Genomic DNA, 22705 nt, shown 5'->3' on the forward strand with positions numbered 1-22705 from the left:
CACCAAAGTTTATTATAAATAAAGATATAAAAAACTTTTATGATTTTACAGTAGACGATTTTAAATTGGAAAATTATGAATATGGACGACAAATAAAAAATATTCCTGTAGCAATATAGACAGTTAAGAGGATATTGAAAAATATATCCTTTTCTTATATTTTTAGTATCAGGGGTTCTTATGTTTAACAAAAACATTATAAATTATGTTTTGTATTTAATTTTAGGAATTATTTGGGTATATTTATTTTTTACTAGGAAAAATGAAGGAATTGCATATGTAATAATGCTTATATTAGGGATTATATTAATATTATTTTCAATTTTTGGAATAATAAATTGGTTTAGAAATAAAAATAATACTAATTAGTTTTAAATTGTTTTTTTTGGATATAATAATATAAGTGAGGTGAATATTGTGATTGTAATTAATAGATATGACGACGATTGCGAAAATGAATATAGGAATTTAAGGGATAATTATAAAAGTATTGTTGATTATTTAGAAGAAAATACTGAATATATAGAACTTGTTAATTTTAAATATGAAGGAAGAGAAAGTGAATATGATACTCGTTTTTTCAATGTAATCTATGATAATATTATTGAAAAATCATCTGTTATGAGATGGGCAGGTACACCTAAAGGACCGGATGATTCAAATATGTATAAAATTAAGGCAAGTAAAGAACTATTTGATTTTATGAGGGAACAAAAATTCTTCTTTAGGGCTAAAAAAGGTGGGTTTTTGTTTGATAATTTAGAAAGTCAAGCAGATATTGCTTTTTACAATAAAAATAATATATGTTTACTTTATACTACAACTGAAGAAGCTATTATAGGTATTTATGACGAAAAAATTGAAAAAATAGCTAAGGGAAATTAAAGGTCAATAATGTAATTGTAGGGTTTTGCTTGTAATTATATTGAATTATTAAAAACTGGGTAATTATTAATTACCCGGTTTTTTATTAATTGGATATTAGTATGAGGTGAATTATGGAAGAAAAAATACAATTAAAACAACATAATGAAGTGAAAAAAATTGTTCAAGAACTACAATGGAATTATGAAGTACAAATTAAACAAGGGGAAATTTATATAGGGAAAATAAAGGCAGTAAAGGCATGTAAGATAATTTTTACATCTTTAACCTTAGTTGGTATAATCCTATCAATTTTTATAGATGCAAGTATGTTAAGGATTTTCACATCTGTATTTGCAGTGGTGCCATTAATGTTGTCAATATTAGATAATACTTTTTCTAATTATAAATTAAATTCTATTAGCTATAAAGATGCTTTAAACATTGAATGTTTAAAAGAAGAAGCAATATCTATTTTATTTGATATTACATATAATTTAGAAAATCAAGATATTATTCAAAAGAAAATGGAAAAACTTATTACAAGTCGTAACGAATTGTATAATTCAATTAATATACCATCTAAAAGAGCTGAGAAATTAGCCTTAAAAAATATTAAAAGAAATATCGATAATGAAGATGAGGAAGATGCTTTAATTCCACAAGAACTTAGAGAAATAAGGGTTAAGGCTTAGGAGGGTTTATGAAGGCTATTGTAGCAGTTGATAATAATTGGGGAATAGGAAAAAATAATGAATTATTAATTTCAATTCCAGATGATATGAAACATTTTGTAAAATACACAAGGAATAAAATTGTAATAATGGGTAAAAATACATTAGATTCTTTTCCTGGAGGAAATCCCTTAAAGGGACGAAAAAATATTGTTATAAGTAGGAAAGAAAAAATAGACAAGGATATTATTCTGCTTTCATCAATTAAAGAAGCCCTAGAGGAAAGCAAGAAATTTAACGAAGAAGATGTTTTTGTTATTGGCGGTGAATCGGTTTATAAACAACTTTTACCATATTGTGAAAAATGTATTGTGACAAAAATTAATAAAACTTTTGAAGCAGACGCATTTTTTCCCAATTTAGATGAAAAAAGTAACTGGGAATTAATAGAAGAATCGGAAAAATATAATTATGAAGGAATAGATTATAAATTTTTAATTTATAAAAATATAGATGTAAAATGTTTTTAGATAGTGAAAATAATGTGGAAATTTCTTTGGAAAAACAAAACAAATACTATAATAAAATATTAAAATCTCTGTACGAATATTGTGATTACTTTATACTTGCAGATAATACTTATTCATATTGGAATAGGGAATTAAAGAATAAATTTAATGATTATATTAATAATTTTAAAAAAGATATATTATTAGATGAATATAGTAATAGTTGGCCAGGAACTATGTCTGAAGAAAAAGCAAGAATAGTAAAAATAAGTTTTTCTAAAGAAGCTTATAATCTTTTGAAGAAAAATGGACCATTTATAGTAGAAAATAACTACTATTCTTTTCAGAATACAGACTTTCAATTAGATATAAGTTTTTTTAAGGAATTAGGACATAATAGTTTTACAAATGATGAATTAGTGTTATATACAACTACACATGAGGGAAAAATTATTGCTTCAAATAAATTAAAGATTAACAGGAGGATATTATGGAAGTAAAAAATAATGGACAGATGTTTTATATAGGAAATGAAGAAAATCCTGACGCTAAAATACATTATAGTATAGGGAAAAAAGGCATTAATGTAAAAAGTACTCAGGTAGATCCTGAAAAAAGAGGGCAAGGTTTAGCAGGCTATATAACTAAGTATGTTATAGACTATGCTAGAAAAGAAGGTTTAAAAGTTAATCCTGTTTGCTCATATACTGTTAAATATTTTGAAAAACATCCGGAAGATGAAGATGTTATGTATAAGAAATAAATTTTAAATATATGAAAAAAGAATATTTTTAAAGGTAAATCTATGAATAAAATAATTACTATATTTTCGAATAGTGGTTTAATTAGGGAGGTTTTCAATGTTTGACTTAGTAGCTGTTGATAGTAAATGGGGTATAGGGAAAAACAATGATTTATTAATTAGAATTCCAAAAGATACTAAATTCTTTAAAGAAGTAACAGTAGGAAATATAGTTTTTATGGGAAAAAATACCTTAGATTCACTTCCTGGAGGTAAGCCTTTAAAAAATAGAGTAAATATAGTATTAACTTCCAAGGAAATAGAAATGGAAAATTTAATTGTAGTTCATTCAGTAGAGGAATTACTTAAAGAGTTAAAAAAACATGATTCTGACAAAGTCTATAATATCGGCGGTGGAAAAATATTTGAACAAATGTTAGATTATATGGACTATAGTTTAGTTACGAAAATAGACAAAGATTTAAATGCAGATACATTCTATCCGAATTTAGATGAAAAAGATAATTGGGAGGTCGTAGCAGAATCTCAAGAACATGAGTATAACGGCATAAAGTATAGGTTTTTAAAATATAAGAATAATGATGTAAAGAAATTCTAATAATATAGGTTAAAATAAGAGGAAATTATTATTGAATATTGAAAGATAATTTTGAAAAACAGGGTTAATATATCTTAACATAATAAGTTCTAAAACTTTGCTTACAATTACGGGAATAATTTTAGTAAATAAAAATTATAAAAAATTTTAATTAAAGTAGGAAAACATGGAAAAACCAAAAATATATACAATGAAATTTAATAAAGTATATCCACTTTATATACAAAAAGCTGAGAAAAAAGGGCGTACAAAGGCTGAAGTCGACGAAATAATATTTTGGATGACCGGTTATAATGAAAAAACCTTACAAGAACAGGTAAACCAAGATGTGGATTTTGAAAATTTCTTTAAAAATGCTCCAAGAATCAATGAAAATATTTCCTTAATAAAAGGAGTAGTTTGTGGAATTAGAGTGGAAAATATAGAAGACGATATTACACAAAAAATTCGCTATTTAGATAAATTAATTGATGAATTAGCTAAAGGAAAGTCCTTAGATAAAATATTAAGGAAATAATAATTTTTCAACATATATAAAAAATTAAATATAAAGCAGTAGATTTTTATTTTAAAATACGATAATGTAAGTATAAAAGCAAGTCTACTGCTTTTTTCTTATAAAACTATATTTTAATTATTCAAGGAGGCAAAATGTTAAAATTAATTGAAGAACTTTCAAATGCGTATGGAATTTCAGGCTATGAGGACGAAATTACAAATATTGTAAAAAAATACGCAGGGGATTTAGAAGTAACTACAGACAAATTATTTAATACATACTTAAAAAACAATAAAAAAGACCCTAATAAAATCACAATTATGTTAGATGGTCACCTAGATGAAGTAGGATTTATGGTTCAATTTATTGATGAAAAAGGTTTAATTAAATTTATTCCAATAGGTGGATGGGTAGTTGAAAATATTCCAGCTCAGCTAGTAGTTATAAAAAATTCCCAAGGAGAATACATTAAAGGAGTTGTATCTTCAAAACCACCACATTTTATGTCAGAAGAGGAAAGAAAGAAAAAATTAACTATTGAAGATTTATCTATAGATGTTGGAGCAAACTCAAGAGAAGAAGTTATAAATGATTTTAAAATTGAAGTTGGAAATCCAATCACACCTTTTGTTAATTTTGAATATAATGAAAGAAATGGAACAATGCTAGGAAAGGCCTTTGACAATAGACTTGGGACAGCCTGTGTTATTGAGGCGATGAAAAAATTATCTAAAGAGGATTTAGACGTAAATCTTGTAGGTGCATTAGCGGTTCAAGAAGAAGTTGGACTACGAGGTGCAAAAGTAACAGCACAAACAGTTAAGCCTGATTTAGCAATAATTATAGAAGGAAGTCCGGGAGATGACAACTTTAGTGAAGAGTATAAAATACAAAGTGGATTAAATAGAGGACCACAATTAAGATACAGGGACAATTCCTATATTACTAGTTATAAATTTGTAGATTTTGCAAGAAAAATTGCAGAAAAAAACAATATTCCATATCAGACTGCAGTAAGAACAAGTGGTGGAACAAATGCAGGAAATATTCATTTAGTAGAACAAGGTATTCCTTGCCTAATAGTAGGAATTCCAGTACGATATGTTCATACACACCACTGCTATGCAAATATTAATGACTATAAAAACGCCCTTAAATTAGTATGTGAAGTAGTTAGAAATATAAGTGGTGCAACAATAGAAAATTGGTAAAATTTAAGGTTATAAGCATATTGTTTATAACCTTTTAAATTAATTATGGTGAAAATTATGAAAAAAAGAAAAAAGAATAAAAAAATAAAGAAAAGCAATCCTCTACTACATTATTTAGTAGTAATATTAGGTTTACTAATAGTGCTATGGATAGATGCTAAATGGAATATTAAAGTATTAAATGGTATAAATTCAGGATTTTATTTTGCAATTATAGGCTTATTATATTTTATTTATGGTTTCTTAGTTTTCGGGTATAAAAAAATTAACAGTATAGAAACTATAGGGGTTATTAGATTTGGAATTTTTTACATTGTATCATTATTTATTATAGTTAAAGGATTTATTTATCCATCCTTTTCAACAATATTAGATATGGATAAACTCTTTAAAATATTTTATCTTTTAACAGGTATATTATTTGGATACTATAAAAGATGAAATTAAGAAGAAGATACATTAGGAGGTGTAGTATATGTCAAAAGCAAAAAAACTATTGCATTATGTAATTGCAATAATAGGTATTTTGATATTGGCTCAAATAGATTTTAAATATAGTGAGCATGTAGGTAAAACGTTTAAAATGGGATACTATCCCATTTTTATGGGTCTTATATATTTTATATACGGATATTTAATATTTGGATATAAAAAAATAAAAAATTTAAAAATCTTAGACCTTATAAAGTTTTTAATATTTTTTGTAATTTCCATTTTATTTTTTACTAGAGCCTTTATATATCTTCCGGAAATTTTCTCTAAACTATTAATGCTTAATTATGATATGACTTTTAAATTATTCTATATAATTATAGGAGTAATTGTAGGAAATAATAGTAATTAAAACTTAAAATATAGAAAACAAAATGAAAGGAAATATAGTGTATAAAATACTAATAGTAGAGGATAGTTCCTCAATTAGAGACGAGTTAGTTGTCTTGTTAGAAAATAATTTGTATGAAGTAGTAGCTGTTACGGATTTTGCAAATATTTTAAAAAAAGTTGAAGAAGTCAGTCCGGATTTAATTTTATTGGATATAATATTGCCGAATATAAATGGGATAGATATTTGTAGAGAAATACGACAAAAAAATGATACTCCGATAATATTTGTAACTAGTAAAGCTACAACGGAATCAGAATTAAATGCAATTTTAATTGGTGGAGATGATTATATTACAAAACCATACAATGCTGCTGTTTTACTGGCTAGAATAACATCGGTTTTAAAACGATACGGTAAAGGAAAAAATAATACAAGTTATATCTGCAAAGGGTGTAAATTGAATTTATTGGATTCTACTATTTCATATAATGGACAAAGTACAGAACTTACTAAAAATGAACTTAGAATTTGTTATAATCTTTTTTCTAAATGTGGACAAATTGTTCCAAGAGAGTATATTATAGAAGATTTATGGGATAATGAAATGTTCATAGATGATAATACCCTTTCAGTTAATATTACTCGAATTAGAGGAAAATTAAAGGATATAGGAGTAGAGGATTTAATAAAAACTAAAAGGGGGATTGGATATAAAATATGAAATTAAAAGATTATTTAGAAGATAAATTATTAATTATTATCTTGAATATAGGATTGATGATTTTATCTGGAGTGTACTTATATTTTTGTAATGTCTCTAAAAATGAAATCTTAATTTATTTAGTAATCTGGATCTTTGTTTTATTCTTGTATCTTTTTGTTAATTGGATAAAAAGGAGAAAATATTTTAATAAAATATATGAAATTTTAAAAGATTTGGATAAATCATATTTAATTTCTGAAATAATGCCAAAATCCTATAACCTTGAGGATAATTTAAATAGGGATATTTTAAAGATTTCAAATAAATCAGTAATAGATGAAATTAACTATTTTAAAAAAGATAAAGAGGAGTATAAGGAATTTATAGAAAGTTGGATTCATGAAGTAAAACTACCAATAACAGCAATTAATTTAATTTGTGATAATAATAAATCAAATATAACAAGAAAAATAAAATATGAACTGGCAAATATTGAAAATGATGTGGAAAAAGCTTTGTTTTATTCAAGATCGGATAATGTCTACAAGGATTATATTATACGAAAAATTAATTTGAAGAACATGGTTTTAAATGTTATCCAAAGAAATAGAAACTTTTTAATTTCTAATAATATGAATATTAATATTGATATTAATGAGGAATATGTTTATACAGACGACAAATGGATTGAGTTTATTTTAACACAATTAATATTAAACTCTGTAAAATACAAAAATATCAAAAATCCAAAAATAGATTTTTATGCTAAAAGAGAAAAAAGTAAAACTAAGTTAATAATTGAAGATAATGGTTTAGGAATAGAAAAGTCGGAGTTAAGCCGAGTATTTAATAAGGGATTTACAGGAACAAATGGAAGAAATAATAGTAATTCCACAGGAATAGGACTGTATTTATCCAAAAAGTTAAGTAGAAAGCTTGGTATTTTTATGGATATTCAATCAAAGAAAGATTCCTACACCCGCGTAATAATTGAGTTTCCGGATGGAAGTGAACATTTTTCAAGGTAATCTTTCATAAATGTAAGACTAATGTAAATAAGGTTTATATGATAAAGAAATCCCCTGTGATAATCTATAAATATAGAAAATCACAAGAGGGGAATGAAAATATTATGAATAGTAAAATGTCCCTATTGAAAATAATAGGGATTTATTTTTTTAGCATTTTAATTTTAGTTTTATGCCAAGTTATAGCAAGCTTTTGGTATTATTTGGATCTATATGGCATGGAAAATATATTTTTTATGTTTACGAATATAGGACTGGTATATTTACTATTAAAATTATTTGTTGAAAAAATTTTAAAAGAAAAACTAGAATGTTTTAGGATTGGAAAATTTAATATTAGTTTAAAATGGATTATAGTCTCTATAATATTGCCTATTTTTGTTGTAGCATGTATCTATATATTTATTCCGGGAAAGTTTTATTATAATGGTTATTCTGCAACAAAGAATATATCCATTATTTTACAAGGAATTTTTACCATAGGAATATCTGCAGGAGTTACAGAAGAAATAATTTTCAGAGGAATAATTATGAAAATTCTAGAGGATAGATACAATATTAAAATAGCTATAATCATACCATCTTTATTATTTGGACTTCTTCATATTTTTAATGGGCAAATAGATTTTTTTAGTATGGTTTTACTAATATTAGGTGGAACAACTGTGGGAATTATGTTTTCACTACTAACATATTATAGTAATTCCATTTGGTTTAGTGCCTTGGTCCATTCTGTTTGGAATATGATAATAATAGGTGGTATATGTAATTTTGGAATAGTGAAAGATTCTTATGCTATTTCATATTATCTTTTAGAAGATGTAAATCTTATTTTAACTGGTGGAGAATTTGGAATTGAGGTTTCAATTTTTGCAATGGTAGGTTATCTTTTAATGATTATGTATGCTGTGATTTTCATGAAAAAAGAAAATAATTTAAATGAAATTAAATATTAATAATAAATTTTAGAAAGGAATAAAAATGACTGAGTTAATATATACGGAGAGTTTAGAAAAATATTATGGAAGTGAAACAAATATAGTAAAGGCTTTAGACAAAGTAGAATTTTCTATAAATAAGGGAGAATTTTTAGGAATAATGGGAGCAAGTGGTTCAGGAAAGTCAACTTTATTAAATATGCTTGCTACTATAGATTCAGTAACAGCAGGTCATATTTATTATGAAGGTAAGAATATTACAAAGTTTACTGATGATGAAAGAGCAGATTTTAGAAAGGAAAATTTAGGTTTTGTATTTCAGGAATTTAATTTATTAGATACTTTAACAATTAAGGAAAATATTTTTTTAGCAATGACTTTATCTAATAAAAACAAACATGAAATAAATAAAAGAACGAATGAAATAATGAAAATACTAGAAATATCAAGTATAAAGGATAGATTTCCCTATGAGGTTTCCGGTGGTCAAAGACAAAGATGTGCTTGTGCAAGAGCTATAATTAACAAGCCTAAAATAATTTTTGCAGATGAGCCAACGGGAGCTTTGGATTCAAAGTCGGCTAGAGTGCTTTTAGACACTTTTACTAAGATGAATGTTGAAATGAAGGCGACAATATTAATGGTTACCCATGATTCATTTTCAGCAAGTTATTGTAATAAAATTTTATTTTTAAAAGATGGAAAGATTTTTCATGAACTATATAAGGGGGAGAAAAATCGAAGGGATTTTTTAAATGAAATATTGGACGTTCTATCCTTAACAGGAGGTGATATAGATGTTTAAAAAATTGGCATTAAGAAATGTTAGACGTTCTATAGGAGATTATTTTGTCTATATTTTTACAATGGTATTTATTGTTTCTTTAATGTTTTCATTTAACTCTATGATATTTGATGATAAATTGAAAATAATTATAGAAGAACCATCTTTTATTGCTGCAATGATAGGGGTTGCAACTTTTTTTATTGTAATAATATTTATCTGGCTTATTAATTATATGATTAGATTTATATTTGAGAAAAGAAGTCAGGAATTTTCAATTTATTCCTTAATTGGATTTAAGAAAAATAAAATAATAAAGATATTTTTTATTGAGAATATATCACTAGGAATTATTTCTTTTATTTTAGGAGTTATTATAGGAGTATTTATACAGCAAATGTTATATATTTTACTATATAGTTTTCTGGATATGGAATATAAATTTGCCTTTAATATTAAAATTGAAAATCTTTTTTTAACTTTTGGAATATTTTTTATATCCTATATTATTGGATTGTATAGAACAGGAAGAAAAATAAGGAAACTGGATATTTTAAACATGATGAATTTAGAAAGAAAGGGGGAGGAAAAGAGAAACTCCAATAAAACTTGGAGAAGTGTTTTCTTTTACCTAGCCATAATATTTTTTGTTGTATTTTATTCACTCTTATTTTTAGGAAAGATAAATATAATAAATATTTGGATTTTAACATTTGGTTTTATATTATCCATGTATTTTCTATATATGGGAATTTCCTCTTTTTTAGTGAAATATTTAAAAAGGGGAGGTAGGAAAATATGGAAGGGTTCCAACATATTTTTATTAAGGCAGTTTTCATCTAAAATAAGAACTATGGAATTTACATTAGGAACCTTAGCAGTAATTTTTTCTGTTGCATTAATAGGTTCTTCCTGTGGATTTATGATAAATGAATTACAAAAAAGGTATGTGGAAGAGAAATTTGTTTTTGATATTGGAATTTATAATAAAAATCCTGAATATGATTTTACAGAACAAATAAATAAAATTAAAGATACCATAGAAATTTCAGATGTACATGAATATAAAATATATAAAAACGGAAAGGATCAATTTAACCAAATATGTCTTGAGAACTTTCCGGGAGCATATGAGGAAGCTTATTTTAAATATGATACATATATGAAATTATCTGACTATAATTATTTAAGAAATATGCTAGGTTATGCTGAGATTAATTTAAATGATGATGAATATTATATTCATATAAAGGAACAGCTAGATAATTATATTGAATCCTTTAAAAATATTGAAGTGAATATTTCAAATAAAAAAGTTCGGCTTGCAGGTTATAAAACAGAGCCTTTTCAACAAGGAGGCTTTAATGGAGCGGACTATATTATAGTTGTTTCCGATAAAATTATAGAGAATTTAACGCCTTATTACTCTTTAGTTATGGTAAGTAGCGATGAAAAGGATTTAAATAAACTTAAAAAATTAGAAGAACCTGAAATAAAAACTGACGATGAATGGGATGAATATGAAAAAGAATATTATGAAGGTAGGGGATTAGGTTCAGAAATGATCTTAAGTGGTGGATTGAAAGGAAGAGCAGTTAAGGAAGTGGAAATAAGTCAAATGAAAGGCTTTGTATCCTTTGTTATTTTTCCATTATTGTATATAGGAATAGTATATTCAATTGTAGCCTTGGCAATACTTTCAACTCAACAGTTAAGTGAGTTTAACAAATATAAATACAGTTATAATTTATTAAATAAATTAGGAATGAATAGTAAGGAATTAAAAAAAATAATATTTAAGCAAATAGGATACTATTATTCATTACCATTTATAACCTCAGTACTTATAAGTGGAGGCCTAATTATTTATTTAAGTGATAATTTTATATATTATACAGGGTTAAAAATACCAGTAATATCATTTTTTCTAGGTTCTTTATTAATTTATGGGGGAATTTATATTTTATATTTTATAGCAACGTATATTAGCAGTAAAAGAAATATCATATATAAATAAATATAGCAATGAATTTTATTTTATAACATAGAATTTATATATGTTTTTGGTTTTGGGTATAAGAAAATAAAGATATTGATATTTAGATAAAACATAAGTGATAGGGCTAAATAAATTAGAAAGATAAGTTTTAATAATTGATAGATTGTAAAATTAAATGCAACACCTAAAATAAAAAAAGTAGAAATTGAAAGTATAAAATCTCTAGTGGGAAAATTAAAATTATCTCACAGATATTTAGAGGGGTTTCATATATCTTATACTATTCCACAAATAGCAAAGGAGTTTGATCTTTTACGAATTGAAAAAAATAGAGTTGTTAATATTGAACTTAAAACGAAAGCTACAAAAGAAAGAATATATAAACAATTCTTACAAAATGAATATTATTTAAGCTTTCTAACAAAAGATTCATACTTGTTTTCCTATGTAAAGAAAACTAATAAATTGTACAAACTGGAAAATAAAGAATTAATAGAAACTGATTTAGCGGAATTAAGAAATATTTTAAAGATAAATTTAGATGACATTTTATTTAAGGATATTAATATATTTTTTAATCCATCAAATTATTTAGTATCACCATTTAATTCTACAGATAAATTTTTAGAAGGTAATTATTTTTTAACAAATCATCAAGATTATATTAAGAAAATTATCTTAAGGGACATATTAATAAAAAAATACACTTATTCATATATCGAAGGAAGTTCAGGAACGGGAAAATCTCTATTAGTATATGACATAGTAAAATCTCTAAGGAAAATAAATAAATTATATTGCATTATTCATACAGGGCAATTAAACAATGGCCATATTAAATTAATAGAAAAAAATTGGAATATTAGAAAAATTACAGACTTGGAGCAGGTTTTAAATTTCAAGTATGATGTATTAATTATAGATGAATCTCAACGATTAGAAAAGGAAGAAGTTGATAAAATTATTGAATATAGTGAAAGAAATAAAGTAAACTGTATATTTTCTATGGATCCAAAGCAGACTATGGAAAAAACTAATACTTCAGAAAAAAATATATTGGAATATATTGTTAAAAAAATAAAAGATATTAATCCTAATTATAGGGAAGGAATTTTAACAACTAACATACGTAGTAATATGGAAATAGAGGAGTTTATAAAAGTACTATTCAATAATAAAAAACACAAAAAAGAAAATACAAAATTTGAAAATATAATTGTAAATTATTTTAATCACTTGGAAGAAATGTTGGATTATTGCAAATATTTAAAAGATAAGAGGAATTGCGAAGCTATTTCTTATACAACATACTCTGAAAAAGACCCACTTTCAAAATTAAATATAGAATCGGAAAAATCAGCTCATAGTATTATAGGTCAGGAATTTGAAAACATATACTTAAATATTGATGAGAATTTTAAGTATGATCATAAAGGAAATTTGAAATATACAAGTCCGGGAAGGCGACCGTATTATAATCCAATTCAAATGGCTTACCAAATAGCAACAAGGGCAAAAAATAAAATTTATATTAATATATTAAATAATCCAAGTATGTACAGATATTGCTTAAAGATATTACAGGAATAAATCAATTATATGAAATTATCTTTTAGGGAAAAATTTCACAATAACAATAATAAAAAAACCATTGAGATTAATCTCAAAGGTTTTTTACTATGTAAGCACACCCAGCTTTGTCATAACAAACCTTAACGTTACCTAAATAGTTAGCTCGAAACAGGCTTCCTCGCGGCACACAAGAATGACTACTTATGGCTGCTTCATTCCTGATCTGACCAGGTTCATAGGTTCCTGTTGCGCAAGACCCATTTGTCAACACCACTTTTTTAGGGCAGGCTTAAGATTTATTACGCCTAGGCTGGGAATTCAACCCTGCTGTAGCGATTGCAGGTTACAGGGCATCGCTAGTTCCCCGTCTAGTGCATGGCGGAGAATAAGGGATTTGAACCCTTGAGACGCTCATCACGCCTACACGATTTCCAATCGTGCTCCTTCAGCCAGCTCGGACAATTCTCCATGTTACAGACTATTATTATAAGCTAAAAGGCTGTAATAGTCAAGGAGTTGATTAAAATATACTTTATATTTATAAAATGACAGATTGTAAAATTTTATGCAAAGCCTAGTAAGAACTTAGAATAAATTTTATTATTTCTGTTATATATTTAAGAACCATTGGTTAAAAAAAAGGTATCTACTTAAAGAGAACCCACCCTTATTAAATTAAGGGTAGGTTCATAGTAGTTTACTTTCTTCTTCTAAAAAATACAAAGACTATTATAAGTATTACAGATATTATTACTATAAAAGGAAGTAGGGTTATAAATCCTAAAATAATATTTTGAATTGTTCTTAAAAATATGATTTTTGAATTTTTAAAGGCATTTGTTATTCTTTTGCTAAATCCTTCGTTAATATTTTCAGTACCGGAATATTTTGTAACTTCATTTATATTTAAAACTACAGTAGTATAGTCTACTTCTTTACCAAGATATTCTAAATTGTCTTCATAGGATTTTTTCTCAGCTTCTGCTTCCTGTATTTTTCCTTCAATTTCTGTAATTTCACTTAGAGTTTTAGCTTCTTTTAGAAGTTCCTTAAGTCTTTCTAATTTTGTATTAACAATATTTAAATTATCTTCAACATTTTCAACTTCATCTGTTACATTATAGGATGATTTATTTGTACTGATTATATTAATATTTAATTCTTCAAAATCGTCTATAAATTTATTTACTTCTTCATCTGGAATTTTTATGAAATAGGTAGCATATCTTCCTGTATTTTCAGTTTTTAAATTGCTAATATCCTGATTTTCTACTTTACCCTTATATTTTGTAATTAGTTTTTCAGTGTCCTTTATGGTCTTATTAAAATCCAAGGTTTCAGAAGTTATATTTAAATTATCTATATATGCTCCTTCTAACTCATCACTTTTAGCCATTTCTTTTTTTTCTTCAAATAGTATTTCATTTTCAGAAACTTTATTTTGGCTGTTATAGATATTTGAACCAACAAAGATAGAAGGAATCAATATTATTATAACAGCGGCAGCTGCTACATATTTTCTAAAATTCTTTTTTAAAGGTAGCCTATTATTTTTTTGGGAAATCTGCTCTGTATTTTCAACAATTTCTCTTTCGTATTCATTTAAGGCCTTTTTTAATATTTCGTCAAATTTATTAGTCATAATTTTCACCTTCTAATTTATCCCTTAAAGTTTTTTTTGCTCTTTCAACTCTTTTTCGAGCATTTGATTCGGAAATATCCAAAGTTTCTGCTATATCCTTATATTCCATATTATGAACATAACGTAACATTAAAATATTACTGTATTCAATTTTTAAGTTTCTAATTAAATTAAGCAAGTTTTCATAATACATATCTTCTAAAGGATTAATCTCAATACTATTGTTTTGGAAAAATTCATCTTCAACAAAGGTAATATTCTTGTTCTTATTATGAATATCTATTGATTTATTTCTTGCAATAATAGCAATATAGCCCTTTGTTCTATTGGAATTATAGTCGTCTATATTCTTTAGATTATTGTGGACAGCTAGGAATGTTTCCTGTAATGCATCTTCTGACAGATTAGTATCTTTTAAAATGTTATTACATATGACAAAAACATAATTCTCGTATATTTTATATAGTTTATTAAATTTTTTAATATTATCTTCAATAAGATTAAGCAGAAATAATATCATATTTACCCTCCTTATGAATATAAACTGGTAAAAAGTACTTTTTGTGACATTTATTTTAAGTATATAGTAAAAATGATACAAATATTGGAATAATTAATTTTTATGAATAAAATTTGAATATAAGAGATTTTATAGAAGTAAATAAGGATGACAAATAAAAAGCAATATCTGAAGTTTATTAAAAAATAATCTCCCAATATTGCTATATAATCTATTAAATCATTTAAATAAGTATTTAGTTTTTTCTATAATTTCCTCTGTAACTTCTTTGGCATTATTATTTGTAAATTGAAAATCAAAGTTACTTACTCTATTTCTATATTTTTTGTCATAGTAATTAATACAAAGCTCTTTTGCAATATAATCATATTCATTTCTATCTAAAGCTTCTAGTAGACTGTTAGCAGCCTTGTTTGAAATATATTTTCTCATATAGTCTATAGAGTTTTTTATATCCTCTTTGTTTTGTGGTAAAGCATATTCCTTAACTAATCTTTTTACTCTTTCTTCAATAGGGGCATCTATTTTTATATTTATGGAAGTTGCCATTTTTTTATAAAGTAGTTCAGGAATGGAAATTTTACCAATTCTCTTTGATTCTCCTTCTATAAAAACATATTTGTTTTCATATTTGGAAATTTCTTCAAAAAGTAAGGACTCGAACATTTTTTGTTTAGGTTGTTCTTTTAATCCTACTGCTCCAAGAATAGAGCCTCTATGACCAGCTAAATTTTCTAAATCAATTACAGGGTAGCCCTTTAATTTTAAATTTTGTAAAATTTCAGTTTTGCCACAACCTGTATTCCCATATAATACAATAGGTGTAATTTTAGATATAAAATAGTTCATATTGTTGATAACATAATTTCTATAGCTTTTATATCCACCTTCAATACGAGTATTGGAAATATCAAGGGAATTTAAAAAACTGGAAAGTGACTTGCTTCTGTAACCACCTCTAGCACAAAAAATAACAATATTTTCAAATTTATTTTTCAGTTCTAAAAAATTACTAAAAATATCCGGTAGTCTTTTTGAAATAGATTCTACTGCTAATAATTTAGCCTCGTCTATTTTACCTTTAGAATATAAAGTACCAACTTCTTTTCTTTCTTCATTTAATAAAACCGGAATATTTATTGAGTTAGGAATTGTTCCCTCTTGGAATTCCAAAGGACTTCGTACATCTATAAGTATTTTGCTATTAAGTTTTCGAATACTTGTGTAAGTTAAAGTATTTGCCATAAAAACCTTCTTTCATTTCCTTAACATTATACTACTAGAGCCTGTTTTAGTCTATTTGTAAATAAAAAATAATTAGAATGTAGTAAACTAAGGTGACTATAAAAAGTTGAACTTTTTCCAGAGCGGAAATTTTGCTCTGGTTTTTTATATTATACTGTAGCTAATTTTATTTAATTATTTAAATAAAGGAGAAAATATTATAGTATATAAAATATTTAATATGTAGAGAATATATTTATATTAGGATTATTTTCAGTCATATGGTGTATAATTTTAATAGTATGAAAAAATATGTTTGGATGTGAAAATATGAGTTTTGTTGAAATGATAGACAGTTATAAAACTTATAAAATGGGAGATACAACTATATATGCTAATAAGGGGATTAATTTTACTATTGAAAAAGGTGAATTAGCAATAATAGTTGGTCCTAGTGGTGCTGGAAAATCCACTGTGTTGAATATATTAGGCGGAATGGATAAAAACGACAAGGGCCAGGTAATAGTAGATGGTAAGGATATTTCAGGTTATAACGATAAACAGTTAACAAAGTACCGCCGTTATGAAATAGGTTTTGTTTTTCAATTTTATAATTTAGTTCCAAATTTAACTTCTTTAGAAAATGTAGAGTTAGCCTCACAAATAGTTGAAAATGCTAAAGATGCCGAAAGCGTTTTAATAGATGTTGGCCTTGGTAATAGACTTAATAATTTCCCTGCTCAATTATCCGGTGGAGAACAACAAAGGGTTGCAATTGCCAGGGCTATAGCTAAGAACCCTAAATTGCTTTTATGTGATGAACCAACTGGTGCACTAGACTATAAAACAGGTAAGTCAGTATTGAAATTATTACAACAAACATGTATAGAAACAGGTACTACAGTTGTAATAATCACCCATAATAAGGCTATTGCTCCAATAGCTAATAGAGTTATAGAAATCAATGATGCTGTTGTGAGAAATATTACCATAAATGAAAATCCAGTTTCAATTGATGAAATAGAGTGGTAGTATGAAAGCTTTAAATAAAGATATTCTTAGGGAAATAAGAAAGAGCAAGGGAAGGGTTATATCCATACTGCTAATGGTTTCAATTGGTGTTTTAATTTTTGTAGGACTTAAAATAACAAGTCCTATTATGGCTGAAAGAGCAGATGATTATTTTAGGGAAACAAATGGAGTAGATATTATTGTTTCATCTACATATGGTTTAGAAGATGAGGATATTGAAATAATTAAAAACTCTTCTAATATAGATAATATTGAAACGGCCTATAATTATGATGTAGAAACTAAGGACAAAGAGAAATTAATTAGACTAAACTCCATTACTAAAAAAATAAATACAATAAAAATCACAGAGGGTAAATTACCTAAATCAAATGAGGAAATAGTTCTAAATGATGATTTAAAGGATGAATATTCAATTGGAGACTATATATCTTTTGCTAAAGAATATGTAGAAGAGGATGAAGAATATTCTTTAGAAAACTATAAATATAAAATTGTCGGTTTTGCTACAAGTCCTGACTATGTTGACAGTATAAATTTAGGTAATAGTTTAATTGGTGATGGAATAATAAAGGGTTTAGGATTTATTAATGAAGATAATTTTAATTTAGATAATTATTCTGTAGCTAAAATAACTTTTAAGGATTTAAAGAATTTAAATTTCAGTAATGAGAACTATAAAAAAATTGCTAAGGAGCATAAAAATAATTTAGAAGATGCATTATCTTCAAGAAAAAGAGAAGCCTTTGATGATAAAAAGGCAGAAGTATCTGAAAAAATTAAAGAAGGGGAAAATGAAATCCTCGATGCAAAAAACAAAATTTCAGATACAGAAAAAGAATTAAAGGATGCCAAGAAAAAAATTGAAGATGGTTATTCTGAATATAATAAAGGAAAATTAGAGTTAATTTCTTCAATATCCAAAGCTAAACAGGATTTAATTGCTGCTCAATCTGAGATTACGAAAAACAAGACAGAACTTGAAAGTAAAAGAGCAGAGCTAACTTATGGTGAAACGGAAATATTAAAGGCTCAGGCGGAAATTGATTCTGGAAGGGTACAATTGGATTCTGCTTGGGAAATATACAACAGTCAGGTAGATAATTTAAATAGTCTTATAGCCATTAGTAATGGGGAAATAGAAAGAATAAATAATAATATTCAAGAACTATTAGATGGTATTTCTAATTTACCTGGTGTAAATAATAGTAGAATAGAAGAATTAAAATCTTTAATAAAGAAAGAACAAGAAAAAATAGAGGATTTTAGAAAATCTTTAGATGAATTAAAACCTGTTAAATCCTTACTAGAACAACAGGAAAAAACCTTTGTTGAAGGTAAAAAGGAGTTTGAAGCTAAAAAAGCTGAGTTTGAAGCAGGTAAAAGGGAGTTTCAAGCAGGAGAAAAAGCTTTAATTGAGGCTCAGGCTCAAATAGACTCGGCTTACGTGTCATTAGATGAAGAGCAGTCTAAGGGAGAATTAAAGCTAGAAGAAGGACTTAGTGAGTTAGAGAAAAATGAAAAGCTATTAGAGGAAAACGAGGAACTTTTTAAAGGGGAAAAAGAAAAGGCTGAAAAAGAGATTGCAGAAGCAGAAGAAAAGTTAAATGAGGCAAGAAGAGCCCTAAATGCTTTAATGGCACCAAGATATACAGTAGATTCTAGAGAAAGTAATTCAAATATATACACTTTTTATGATGAAGCAGAAAGACTTGGAATAATTAGTAATGTGTTTCCGGTATTTTTCTTTTTTATTGCCTTACTTGTATCGTTAACTACTATGACCAGAATGGTTGATGAACAAAGACTAGAAATAGGTACATTAAAGGCTTTAGGCTATTCAAATTCCCAAATTATGAAAAAATATTTCATATATGGTGGAGTGGCCTCGGTATTAGGTTCTATTTTAGGTATATTTTTAGGACATAAACTAATATCACCTTTAATATTTACAGCCTATGCCTCTAATTATGTTTTTGATACAGTTAATATTCCATTTAATTTTAAATATAGTCTACTGGCGTTTTTAATAGGGGTTTTATGTACAGCAGTTGCAGGAGCTATAGCTTCTAGAGATAGTTTAAGGGACAATGCTGCAATTTTAATGAGAGGAAAACCTCCAAGAAGTGGTACCAGAATATTTTTAGAAAGAATAACAGTTATATGGAAACGTCTAAGCTTTATGCATAAAGTTACTATGAGAAATTTATTCCGATACAAAAGAAGAATGTTCATGACTATAATTGGTATTTCCGGCTGTACTGGACTAATTTTTATGGGATTTGGAATTAAGGATTCAATAACCAGTATGGAAAATAAACAGTATCATCAAATATTTAATTACGATATTATTTCTGTTTATAACGAAGATTTTAGTCCTTCAGGTTTTGAAAAATATGAAAAGATTATAGCTAATAAGAAAAAAATTAAAAAAGAAACTCCTGTTAATTTAAATATTTTAACGGTGGATTCAAAAGTTGGTCCCGATAATTCCGTTACCTTAATAACACCTAAGGAATCCAATAAACTAGATGAATTTATAAAGTTAAGAGGAAGAAAGAACCAAAAGAAAATCAAATTAACAGATAAGGGAGCTGTAATTTCTGAAAAATTAGCTGACTTATTAGATATAAAGGCCGGTGAGGAAATTTCTGTTAAAGACGAAAATGGGGATAAGTTTAAAATTAGAATTGTAGATATAACAGAAAATTATGCAGGTCATTATTTGTATATGACATCGGGATACTATGAAAATATATTTAATAAAGATTATGAAGTCAATGGAAATATACTTCAATTTAACACCAACAAAGAAGAAGAGAAAAGCGAAATTACTGAAGAGATAAATAACAACGATGCAGTTCTTAGTGTTTATAACAACAACCAATTAAAGAATATGATAGACAATCTACTAGGAACATTAGATGTACTGGTTTTTGTAATAATAAGTTGTTCCTGTATATTGGCCTTTGTAGTTCTGTATAATTTAACTAATATAAATGTGTCGGAAAGGATTAGGGAACTTTCAACTATAAAAGTTTTAGGTTTTTACGATAAAGAAGTAACAGCCTATGTTTATAGGGAAACATTTATATTAACAATATTCGGTATTTTTGCAGGATATTTAATAGGTTTTTTAATGCACTATATAATAATAAATAATTTAATACCAGATACAGCTATGTTAGATCCTCATTTATATTTAACAAACTTCATTACTTCAGGTGTAATTACAATATTATTTGCTGTAGTAGTAATGCTTGTAGTTCATAGAAAGCTTAAGAATATAAATATGGTTGAAGCATTAAAAGCTGTTGAATAAACATATAAAACCTTAATAGTCTTACTATTGAGGTTTTCTGTTACAATAAGAGATAGTTGTAATACTAAACTAAAAAATAACAAGGTAGCATAATGAATAAACAAATAGGAAAATTATTTAGAATATTAATTATCGGATTAATATTGTTAACATTTCTTTTAATTTTTAAAATAATAATAAGTGGTTTTGAATATATTGTAGAATTTAAAAACCTTATTTTAATTGGATTAATTAGTGGTTCTCTTACTATAATATCCTCTTGGTCCTATATAAAAGATATGGATAGTAGGGCAGGTAAGTTAAGGATTGTAAGACAAAATATAATATTGTTATTTATACAGTATTTGTTAATATTAACTATAGCCATATTTTTAAAAAAGGGCATGGGAGTATTTTATGATACAGACGACTTTATTTTGTACATAAAAAACAACTATAATTTAAAGCCTTTTGCAATTATTAAATACTATCTTTTAGGATTTAGTAAGGGTACTATAAATTTTTCAATTATGTTCTATAATATATTTGGTAATTTAATAATATTTATGCCCTTCGGATTTTTTATGTATATATTATTTGATAGTATGAAAAAGTTTAAAAACTATTTTTTAACTATGTCTATAATTATAATTTTTGTAGAATTTTTGCAAATTTTAACAATGACAGGCTTTATGGATATAGATGATTATATATTAAATATAACAGGAAATATAATAATATACTTGTTTTTAAATAAGAGAAGAATAAAAAACAAATTAAAGAAACTTTATATAATTCAGTAGGAGAGAAAATGAACTTAAAATCAATAAAAAATAGAATATATGCAGATTATTTTATGCCTAGTAGATTAGATGAGTATAATAATATGTTAGAAGAATTTATAAACAATGATTTTAAATTCATAACAATAGATGATTATTATAATAATAGATTTAATACTGAAGATAAAATAATAATTTTACGTCATGATATTGATAGTGATTTAAAAATTGCAAAAGAAATGTTTGAAATAGAGGATAAATACAATATAAAGTCTACATATTACTTTAGGTTAAAAACTATAGATATAGATTTTATGAAATATCTTAATAAAAAAGATATAGAAGTAGGTTATCATTTTGAAGAAATAGCTACATTTGCTAAAAAAAACAAATTAAAAACTAAGGAGGAGGTCTATTCTAATCTAGACAATATAGTCAAGGAGTTTGAAAGAAATCTTTCATACTTTAAAGATTTAGGAATAGAAGTAAGAACAATTTCCTCCCATGGTGATTGGAAAAATAGGGAATTAAATATTAGAAATTTAGAACTAGTAGATGATAATCTATTAAAAAAATTTAAGATTATTGAAGCTTATAGTATAGAGGACAATTTAGATTTTAGAATAATGGATAATCCATATCCAACTAAATGGGTAGGAGGTAATCCAAGAGAAATTTTAAAAAACGACTATAGAAGGAGTTTATTACTAGTACATCCAAGAAACTGGGATAGTTGTTTTCATGTTAGACTAAAAGAGGACTTAGGAAGATTATTAAAAAAATAATCTTTCATAAGTAGGCTTGGTTTTTATAGTGGTGCTAGAATAGGCATTAATTAAATAAATATTAGTTTTTTAGTATTCTGTAATATAATTATTAGTCTAGTTCAAGGTAAAACACATACTAATTATTAATACAGTAAGTAAGGATACGTTGGAAAAGTCTAGGAGTTAGTAATAAGTCCTAGGTTTTTTTATTTTTTGGCAATGAGGGAAGATTTTATTTAATTTATGAAACAATAATTTACAAGATTGCTACCGACCTATATAGTAGAATCTATATTAGGTATTATTTTATACTTGTAACTATATATATTATCTTTAGAAATAGAATTAAAAAACAAAAATATAAATGGTATAGAAGGGCTTTTAAATAAAATTCGAAAGTCCCTTTTACCTATATCTTCATTATTTTTGGAAATAATAGCTACAATTTTTAAGCATTTAATAATAATCC

24 protein-coding genes, 1 tRNA gene and 1 other RNA gene are annotated in these 22705 nt (G+C 25.8%); 21 read left to right on the forward strand and 5 right to left on the reverse strand.

Features of this window, described 5'->3' with window-relative positions; all coding sequences use genetic code 11:
- The first annotated feature begins 180 nt into the window (after positions 1 to 180).
- The 17 genes from WAO56_RS02640 to WAO56_RS02720 all read left to right on the forward strand — a co-directional run bounded on the left by WAO56_RS02640 (position 181) and on the right by WAO56_RS02720 (position 12986).
- Positions 181 to 369, forward strand: a complete 189-nt coding sequence (locus WAO56_RS02640; RefSeq protein ID WP_422143801.1) for a hypothetical protein — start codon at positions 181 to 183, stop codon at positions 367 to 369.
- Positions 370 to 417: 48 nt separating this feature from the next.
- Positions 418 to 885: a hypothetical protein gene (locus WAO56_RS02645; RefSeq protein WP_422143803.1), complete on the forward strand. Its 468-nt coding sequence runs from the start codon at positions 418 to 420 to the stop codon at positions 883 to 885.
- A gap of 113 nt (positions 886 to 998) precedes the next feature.
- A complete protein-coding gene (locus WAO56_RS02650) occupies positions 999 to 1559 on the forward strand; it encodes a hypothetical protein (RefSeq protein WP_422143804.1) in 561 nt (186 codons plus the stop codon).
- Positions 1560 to 1567: 8 nt separating this feature from the next.
- Positions 1568 to 2068, forward strand: a complete 501-nt coding sequence (locus tag WAO56_RS02655; RefSeq protein ID WP_422143805.1) for a dihydrofolate reductase — start codon at positions 1568 to 1570, stop codon at positions 2066 to 2068.
- Complete coding sequence (locus WAO56_RS02660; protein ID WP_422143806.1) at positions 2059 to 2547, forward strand: hypothetical protein; 489 nt, start codon at positions 2059 to 2061, stop codon at positions 2545 to 2547. The genes WAO56_RS02655 and WAO56_RS02660 overlap by 10 nt, the downstream gene beginning before the upstream one ends.
- The gene (locus WAO56_RS02665) at positions 2538 to 2810 is read left to right on the forward strand and encodes a GNAT family N-acetyltransferase (RefSeq protein ID WP_422143807.1); all 273 of its coding nucleotides are present in this window, start codon (positions 2538 to 2540) and stop codon (positions 2808 to 2810) included. Before WAO56_RS02660 ends, WAO56_RS02665 begins: the two co-directional genes overlap by 10 nt.
- 97 nt (positions 2811 to 2907) lie before the next feature.
- Entirely contained in the window at positions 2908 to 3408 is a 501-nt protein-coding gene (locus WAO56_RS02670; RefSeq protein ID WP_422143808.1) for a dihydrofolate reductase, read from the forward strand.
- A 190-nt stretch (positions 3409 to 3598) separates the two neighbouring features.
- Positions 3599 to 3925, forward strand: coding sequence for a DUF2200 domain-containing protein (locus WAO56_RS02675; RefSeq protein WP_422146241.1), 327 nt, complete (start codon positions 3599 to 3601; stop codon positions 3923 to 3925).
- A gap of 134 nt (positions 3926 to 4059) precedes the next feature.
- Positions 4060 to 5118 (forward strand): M42 family metallopeptidase, encoded by a 1059-nt coding sequence (locus WAO56_RS02680; protein ID WP_422143810.1) that lies wholly within the window; start codon positions 4060 to 4062, stop codon positions 5116 to 5118.
- A gap of 57 nt (positions 5119 to 5175) precedes the next feature.
- Positions 5176 to 5559 (forward strand): hypothetical protein, encoded by a 384-nt coding sequence (locus WAO56_RS02685; protein ID WP_422143811.1) that lies wholly within the window; start codon positions 5176 to 5178, stop codon positions 5557 to 5559.
- Between the two features lie 34 nt (positions 5560 to 5593).
- Positions 5594 to 5962 carry a hypothetical protein gene (locus WAO56_RS02690; RefSeq protein ID WP_422143812.1) on the forward strand — a complete coding sequence of 123 codons (369 nt, stop codon included), beginning with the start codon at positions 5594 to 5596 and terminating at the stop codon, positions 5960 to 5962.
- Between the two features lie 22 nt (positions 5963 to 5984).
- Positions 5985 to 6665 carry a response regulator transcription factor gene (locus tag WAO56_RS02695; RefSeq protein WP_422146242.1) on the forward strand — a complete coding sequence of 227 codons (681 nt, stop codon included), beginning with the start codon at positions 5985 to 5987 and terminating at the stop codon, positions 6663 to 6665.
- Positions 6662 to 7675 (forward strand): sensor histidine kinase, encoded by a 1014-nt coding sequence (locus tag WAO56_RS02700; RefSeq protein WP_422143814.1) that lies wholly within the window; start codon positions 6662 to 6664, stop codon positions 7673 to 7675. Before WAO56_RS02695 ends, WAO56_RS02700 begins: the two co-directional genes overlap by 4 nt.
- 218 nt (positions 7676 to 7893) lie before the next feature.
- Positions 7894 to 8631 carry a CPBP family intramembrane glutamic endopeptidase gene (locus WAO56_RS02705; protein ID WP_422146243.1) on the forward strand — a complete coding sequence of 246 codons (738 nt, stop codon included), beginning with the start codon at positions 7894 to 7896 and terminating at the stop codon, positions 8629 to 8631.
- 25 nt (positions 8632 to 8656) lie between these two features.
- A complete protein-coding gene (locus WAO56_RS02710; protein ID WP_422143816.1) occupies positions 8657 to 9418 on the forward strand; it encodes an ABC transporter ATP-binding protein in 762 nt (253 codons plus the stop codon).
- On the forward strand, positions 9411 to 11414 hold the full coding sequence (locus tag WAO56_RS02715) for an FtsX-like permease family protein (protein WP_422143817.1): 2004 nt from the start codon (positions 9411 to 9413) through the stop codon (positions 11412 to 11414). Before WAO56_RS02710 ends, WAO56_RS02715 begins: the two co-directional genes overlap by 8 nt.
- A 207-nt stretch (positions 11415 to 11621) precedes the next feature.
- On the forward strand, positions 11622 to 12986 hold the full coding sequence (locus tag WAO56_RS02720; RefSeq protein WP_422143818.1) for a DNA/RNA helicase domain-containing protein: 1365 nt from the start codon (positions 11622 to 11624) through the stop codon (positions 12984 to 12986).
- A 93-nt stretch (positions 12987 to 13079) separates the two neighbouring features.
- Here WAO56_RS02720 and ffs read toward each other — a convergent pair.
- From ffs to mnmH, 5 genes are all read right to left on the reverse strand, one after another.
- Positions 13080 to 13345: signal recognition particle sRNA large type (ffs, locus tag WAO56_RS02725), an RNA gene on the reverse strand.
- Positions 13345 to 13436 (reverse strand) — tRNA-Ser (locus WAO56_RS02730). The genes ffs and WAO56_RS02730 overlap by 1 nt, the downstream gene beginning before the upstream one ends.
- 229 nt (positions 13437 to 13665) lie before the next feature.
- Positions 13666 to 14610, reverse strand: coding sequence for a DUF4349 domain-containing protein (locus tag WAO56_RS02735; RefSeq protein WP_422143819.1), 945 nt, complete (start codon positions 14608 to 14610; stop codon positions 13666 to 13668).
- Positions 14603 to 15130 (reverse strand): RNA polymerase sigma factor, encoded by a 528-nt coding sequence (locus WAO56_RS02740; protein ID WP_422143820.1) that lies wholly within the window; start codon positions 15128 to 15130, stop codon positions 14603 to 14605. The genes WAO56_RS02735 and WAO56_RS02740 overlap by 8 nt, the downstream gene beginning before the upstream one ends.
- A 219-nt stretch (positions 15131 to 15349) precedes the next feature.
- Entirely contained in the window at positions 15350 to 16375 is a 1026-nt protein-coding gene (gene mnmH / locus WAO56_RS02745; RefSeq protein WP_422143821.1) for a tRNA 2-selenouridine(34) synthase MnmH, read from the reverse strand.
- A 309-nt stretch (positions 16376 to 16684) separates the two neighbouring features.
- Here mnmH and WAO56_RS02750 point away from each other — a divergent pair, with 309 nt between their 5' ends.
- The 4 genes from WAO56_RS02750 (at position 16685) to WAO56_RS02765 (ending at position 22254) form a co-directional block, all read left to right on the forward strand.
- Positions 16685 to 17386 carry an ABC transporter ATP-binding protein gene (locus WAO56_RS02750; RefSeq protein WP_422143822.1) on the forward strand — a complete coding sequence of 234 codons (702 nt, stop codon included), beginning with the start codon at positions 16685 to 16687 and terminating at the stop codon, positions 17384 to 17386.
- Position 17387: 1 nt separating this feature from the next.
- A complete protein-coding gene (locus WAO56_RS02755) occupies positions 17388 to 20708 on the forward strand; it encodes an FtsX-like permease family protein (protein WP_422143823.1) in 3321 nt (1106 codons plus the stop codon).
- A 92-nt stretch (positions 20709 to 20800) separates the two neighbouring features.
- Positions 20801 to 21490, forward strand: a complete 690-nt coding sequence (locus WAO56_RS02760) for a VanZ family protein (RefSeq protein WP_422143824.1) — start codon at positions 20801 to 20803, stop codon at positions 21488 to 21490.
- A gap of 8 nt (positions 21491 to 21498) precedes the next feature.
- On the forward strand, positions 21499 to 22254 hold the full coding sequence (locus WAO56_RS02765; protein WP_422143825.1) for a hypothetical protein: 756 nt from the start codon (positions 21499 to 21501) through the stop codon (positions 22252 to 22254).
- The last annotated feature ends 451 nt before the right edge of the window (positions 22255 to 22705 follow it).

Source organism: Miniphocaeibacter sp. (assembly GCF_049276255.1).
GTDB lineage: Bacteria > Bacillota > Clostridia > Tissierellales > Peptoniphilaceae > Miniphocaeibacter.

Excerpts from the sequence above, each read along its gene's own strand:
- WAO56_RS02695 (WP_422146242.1), top strand. The coding sequence starts at position 5,985 with ATGAAAGGAAATATAGTGTATAAAATACTAATAGTAGAGGATAGTTCC.
- WAO56_RS02675 (WP_422146241.1), top strand. The coding sequence starts at position 3,599 with ATGAAATTTAATAAAGTATATCCACTTTATATACAAAAAGCTGAGAAA.
- WAO56_RS02660 (WP_422143806.1), top strand. The coding sequence starts at position 2,059 with ATGTTTTTAGATAGTGAAAATAATGTGGAAATTTCTTTGGAAAAACAA.
- mnmH (WP_422143821.1), bottom strand. The coding sequence starts at position 16,375 with ATGGCAAATACTTTAACTTACACAAGTATTCGAAAACTTAATAGCAAA.
- WAO56_RS02760 (WP_422143824.1), top strand. The coding sequence starts at position 20,801 with ATGAATAAACAAATAGGAAAATTATTTAGAATATTAATTATCGGATTA.
- WAO56_RS02735 (WP_422143819.1), bottom strand. The coding sequence starts at position 14,610 with ATGACTAATAAATTTGACGAAATATTAAAAAAGGCCTTAAATGAATAC.
- WAO56_RS02715 (WP_422143817.1), top strand. The coding sequence starts at position 9,411 with ATGTTTAAAAAATTGGCATTAAGAAATGTTAGACGTTCTATAGGAGAT.
- WAO56_RS02655 (WP_422143805.1), top strand. The coding sequence starts at position 1,568 with ATGAAGGCTATTGTAGCAGTTGATAATAATTGGGGAATAGGAAAAAAT.
- WAO56_RS02740 (WP_422143820.1), bottom strand. The coding sequence starts at position 15,130 with ATGATATTATTTCTGCTTAATCTTATTGAAGATAATATTAAAAAATTT.
- WAO56_RS02700 (WP_422143814.1), top strand. The coding sequence starts at position 6,662 with ATGAAATTAAAAGATTATTTAGAAGATAAATTATTAATTATTATCTTG.
- WAO56_RS02665 (WP_422143807.1), top strand. The coding sequence starts at position 2,538 with ATGGAAGTAAAAAATAATGGACAGATGTTTTATATAGGAAATGAAGAA.
- WAO56_RS02670 (WP_422143808.1), top strand. The coding sequence starts at position 2,908 with ATGTTTGACTTAGTAGCTGTTGATAGTAAATGGGGTATAGGGAAAAAC.
- WAO56_RS02765 (WP_422143825.1), top strand. The coding sequence starts at position 21,499 with ATGAACTTAAAATCAATAAAAAATAGAATATATGCAGATTATTTTATG.
- WAO56_RS02685 (WP_422143811.1), top strand. The coding sequence starts at position 5,176 with ATGAAAAAAAGAAAAAAGAATAAAAAAATAAAGAAAAGCAATCCTCTA.
- WAO56_RS02755 (WP_422143823.1), top strand. The coding sequence starts at position 17,388 with ATGAAAGCTTTAAATAAAGATATTCTTAGGGAAATAAGAAAGAGCAAG.
- WAO56_RS02750 (WP_422143822.1), top strand. The coding sequence starts at position 16,685 with ATGAGTTTTGTTGAAATGATAGACAGTTATAAAACTTATAAAATGGGA.
- WAO56_RS02690 (WP_422143812.1), top strand. The coding sequence starts at position 5,594 with ATGTCAAAAGCAAAAAAACTATTGCATTATGTAATTGCAATAATAGGT.
- WAO56_RS02710 (WP_422143816.1), top strand. The coding sequence starts at position 8,657 with ATGACTGAGTTAATATATACGGAGAGTTTAGAAAAATATTATGGAAGT.
- WAO56_RS02640 (WP_422143801.1), top strand. The coding sequence starts at position 181 with ATGTTTAACAAAAACATTATAAATTATGTTTTGTATTTAATTTTAGGA.
- WAO56_RS02650 (WP_422143804.1), top strand. The coding sequence starts at position 999 with ATGGAAGAAAAAATACAATTAAAACAACATAATGAAGTGAAAAAAATT.
- WAO56_RS02680 (WP_422143810.1), top strand. The coding sequence starts at position 4,060 with ATGTTAAAATTAATTGAAGAACTTTCAAATGCGTATGGAATTTCAGGC.
- WAO56_RS02705 (WP_422146243.1), top strand. The coding sequence starts at position 7,894 with ATGGAAAATATATTTTTTATGTTTACGAATATAGGACTGGTATATTTA.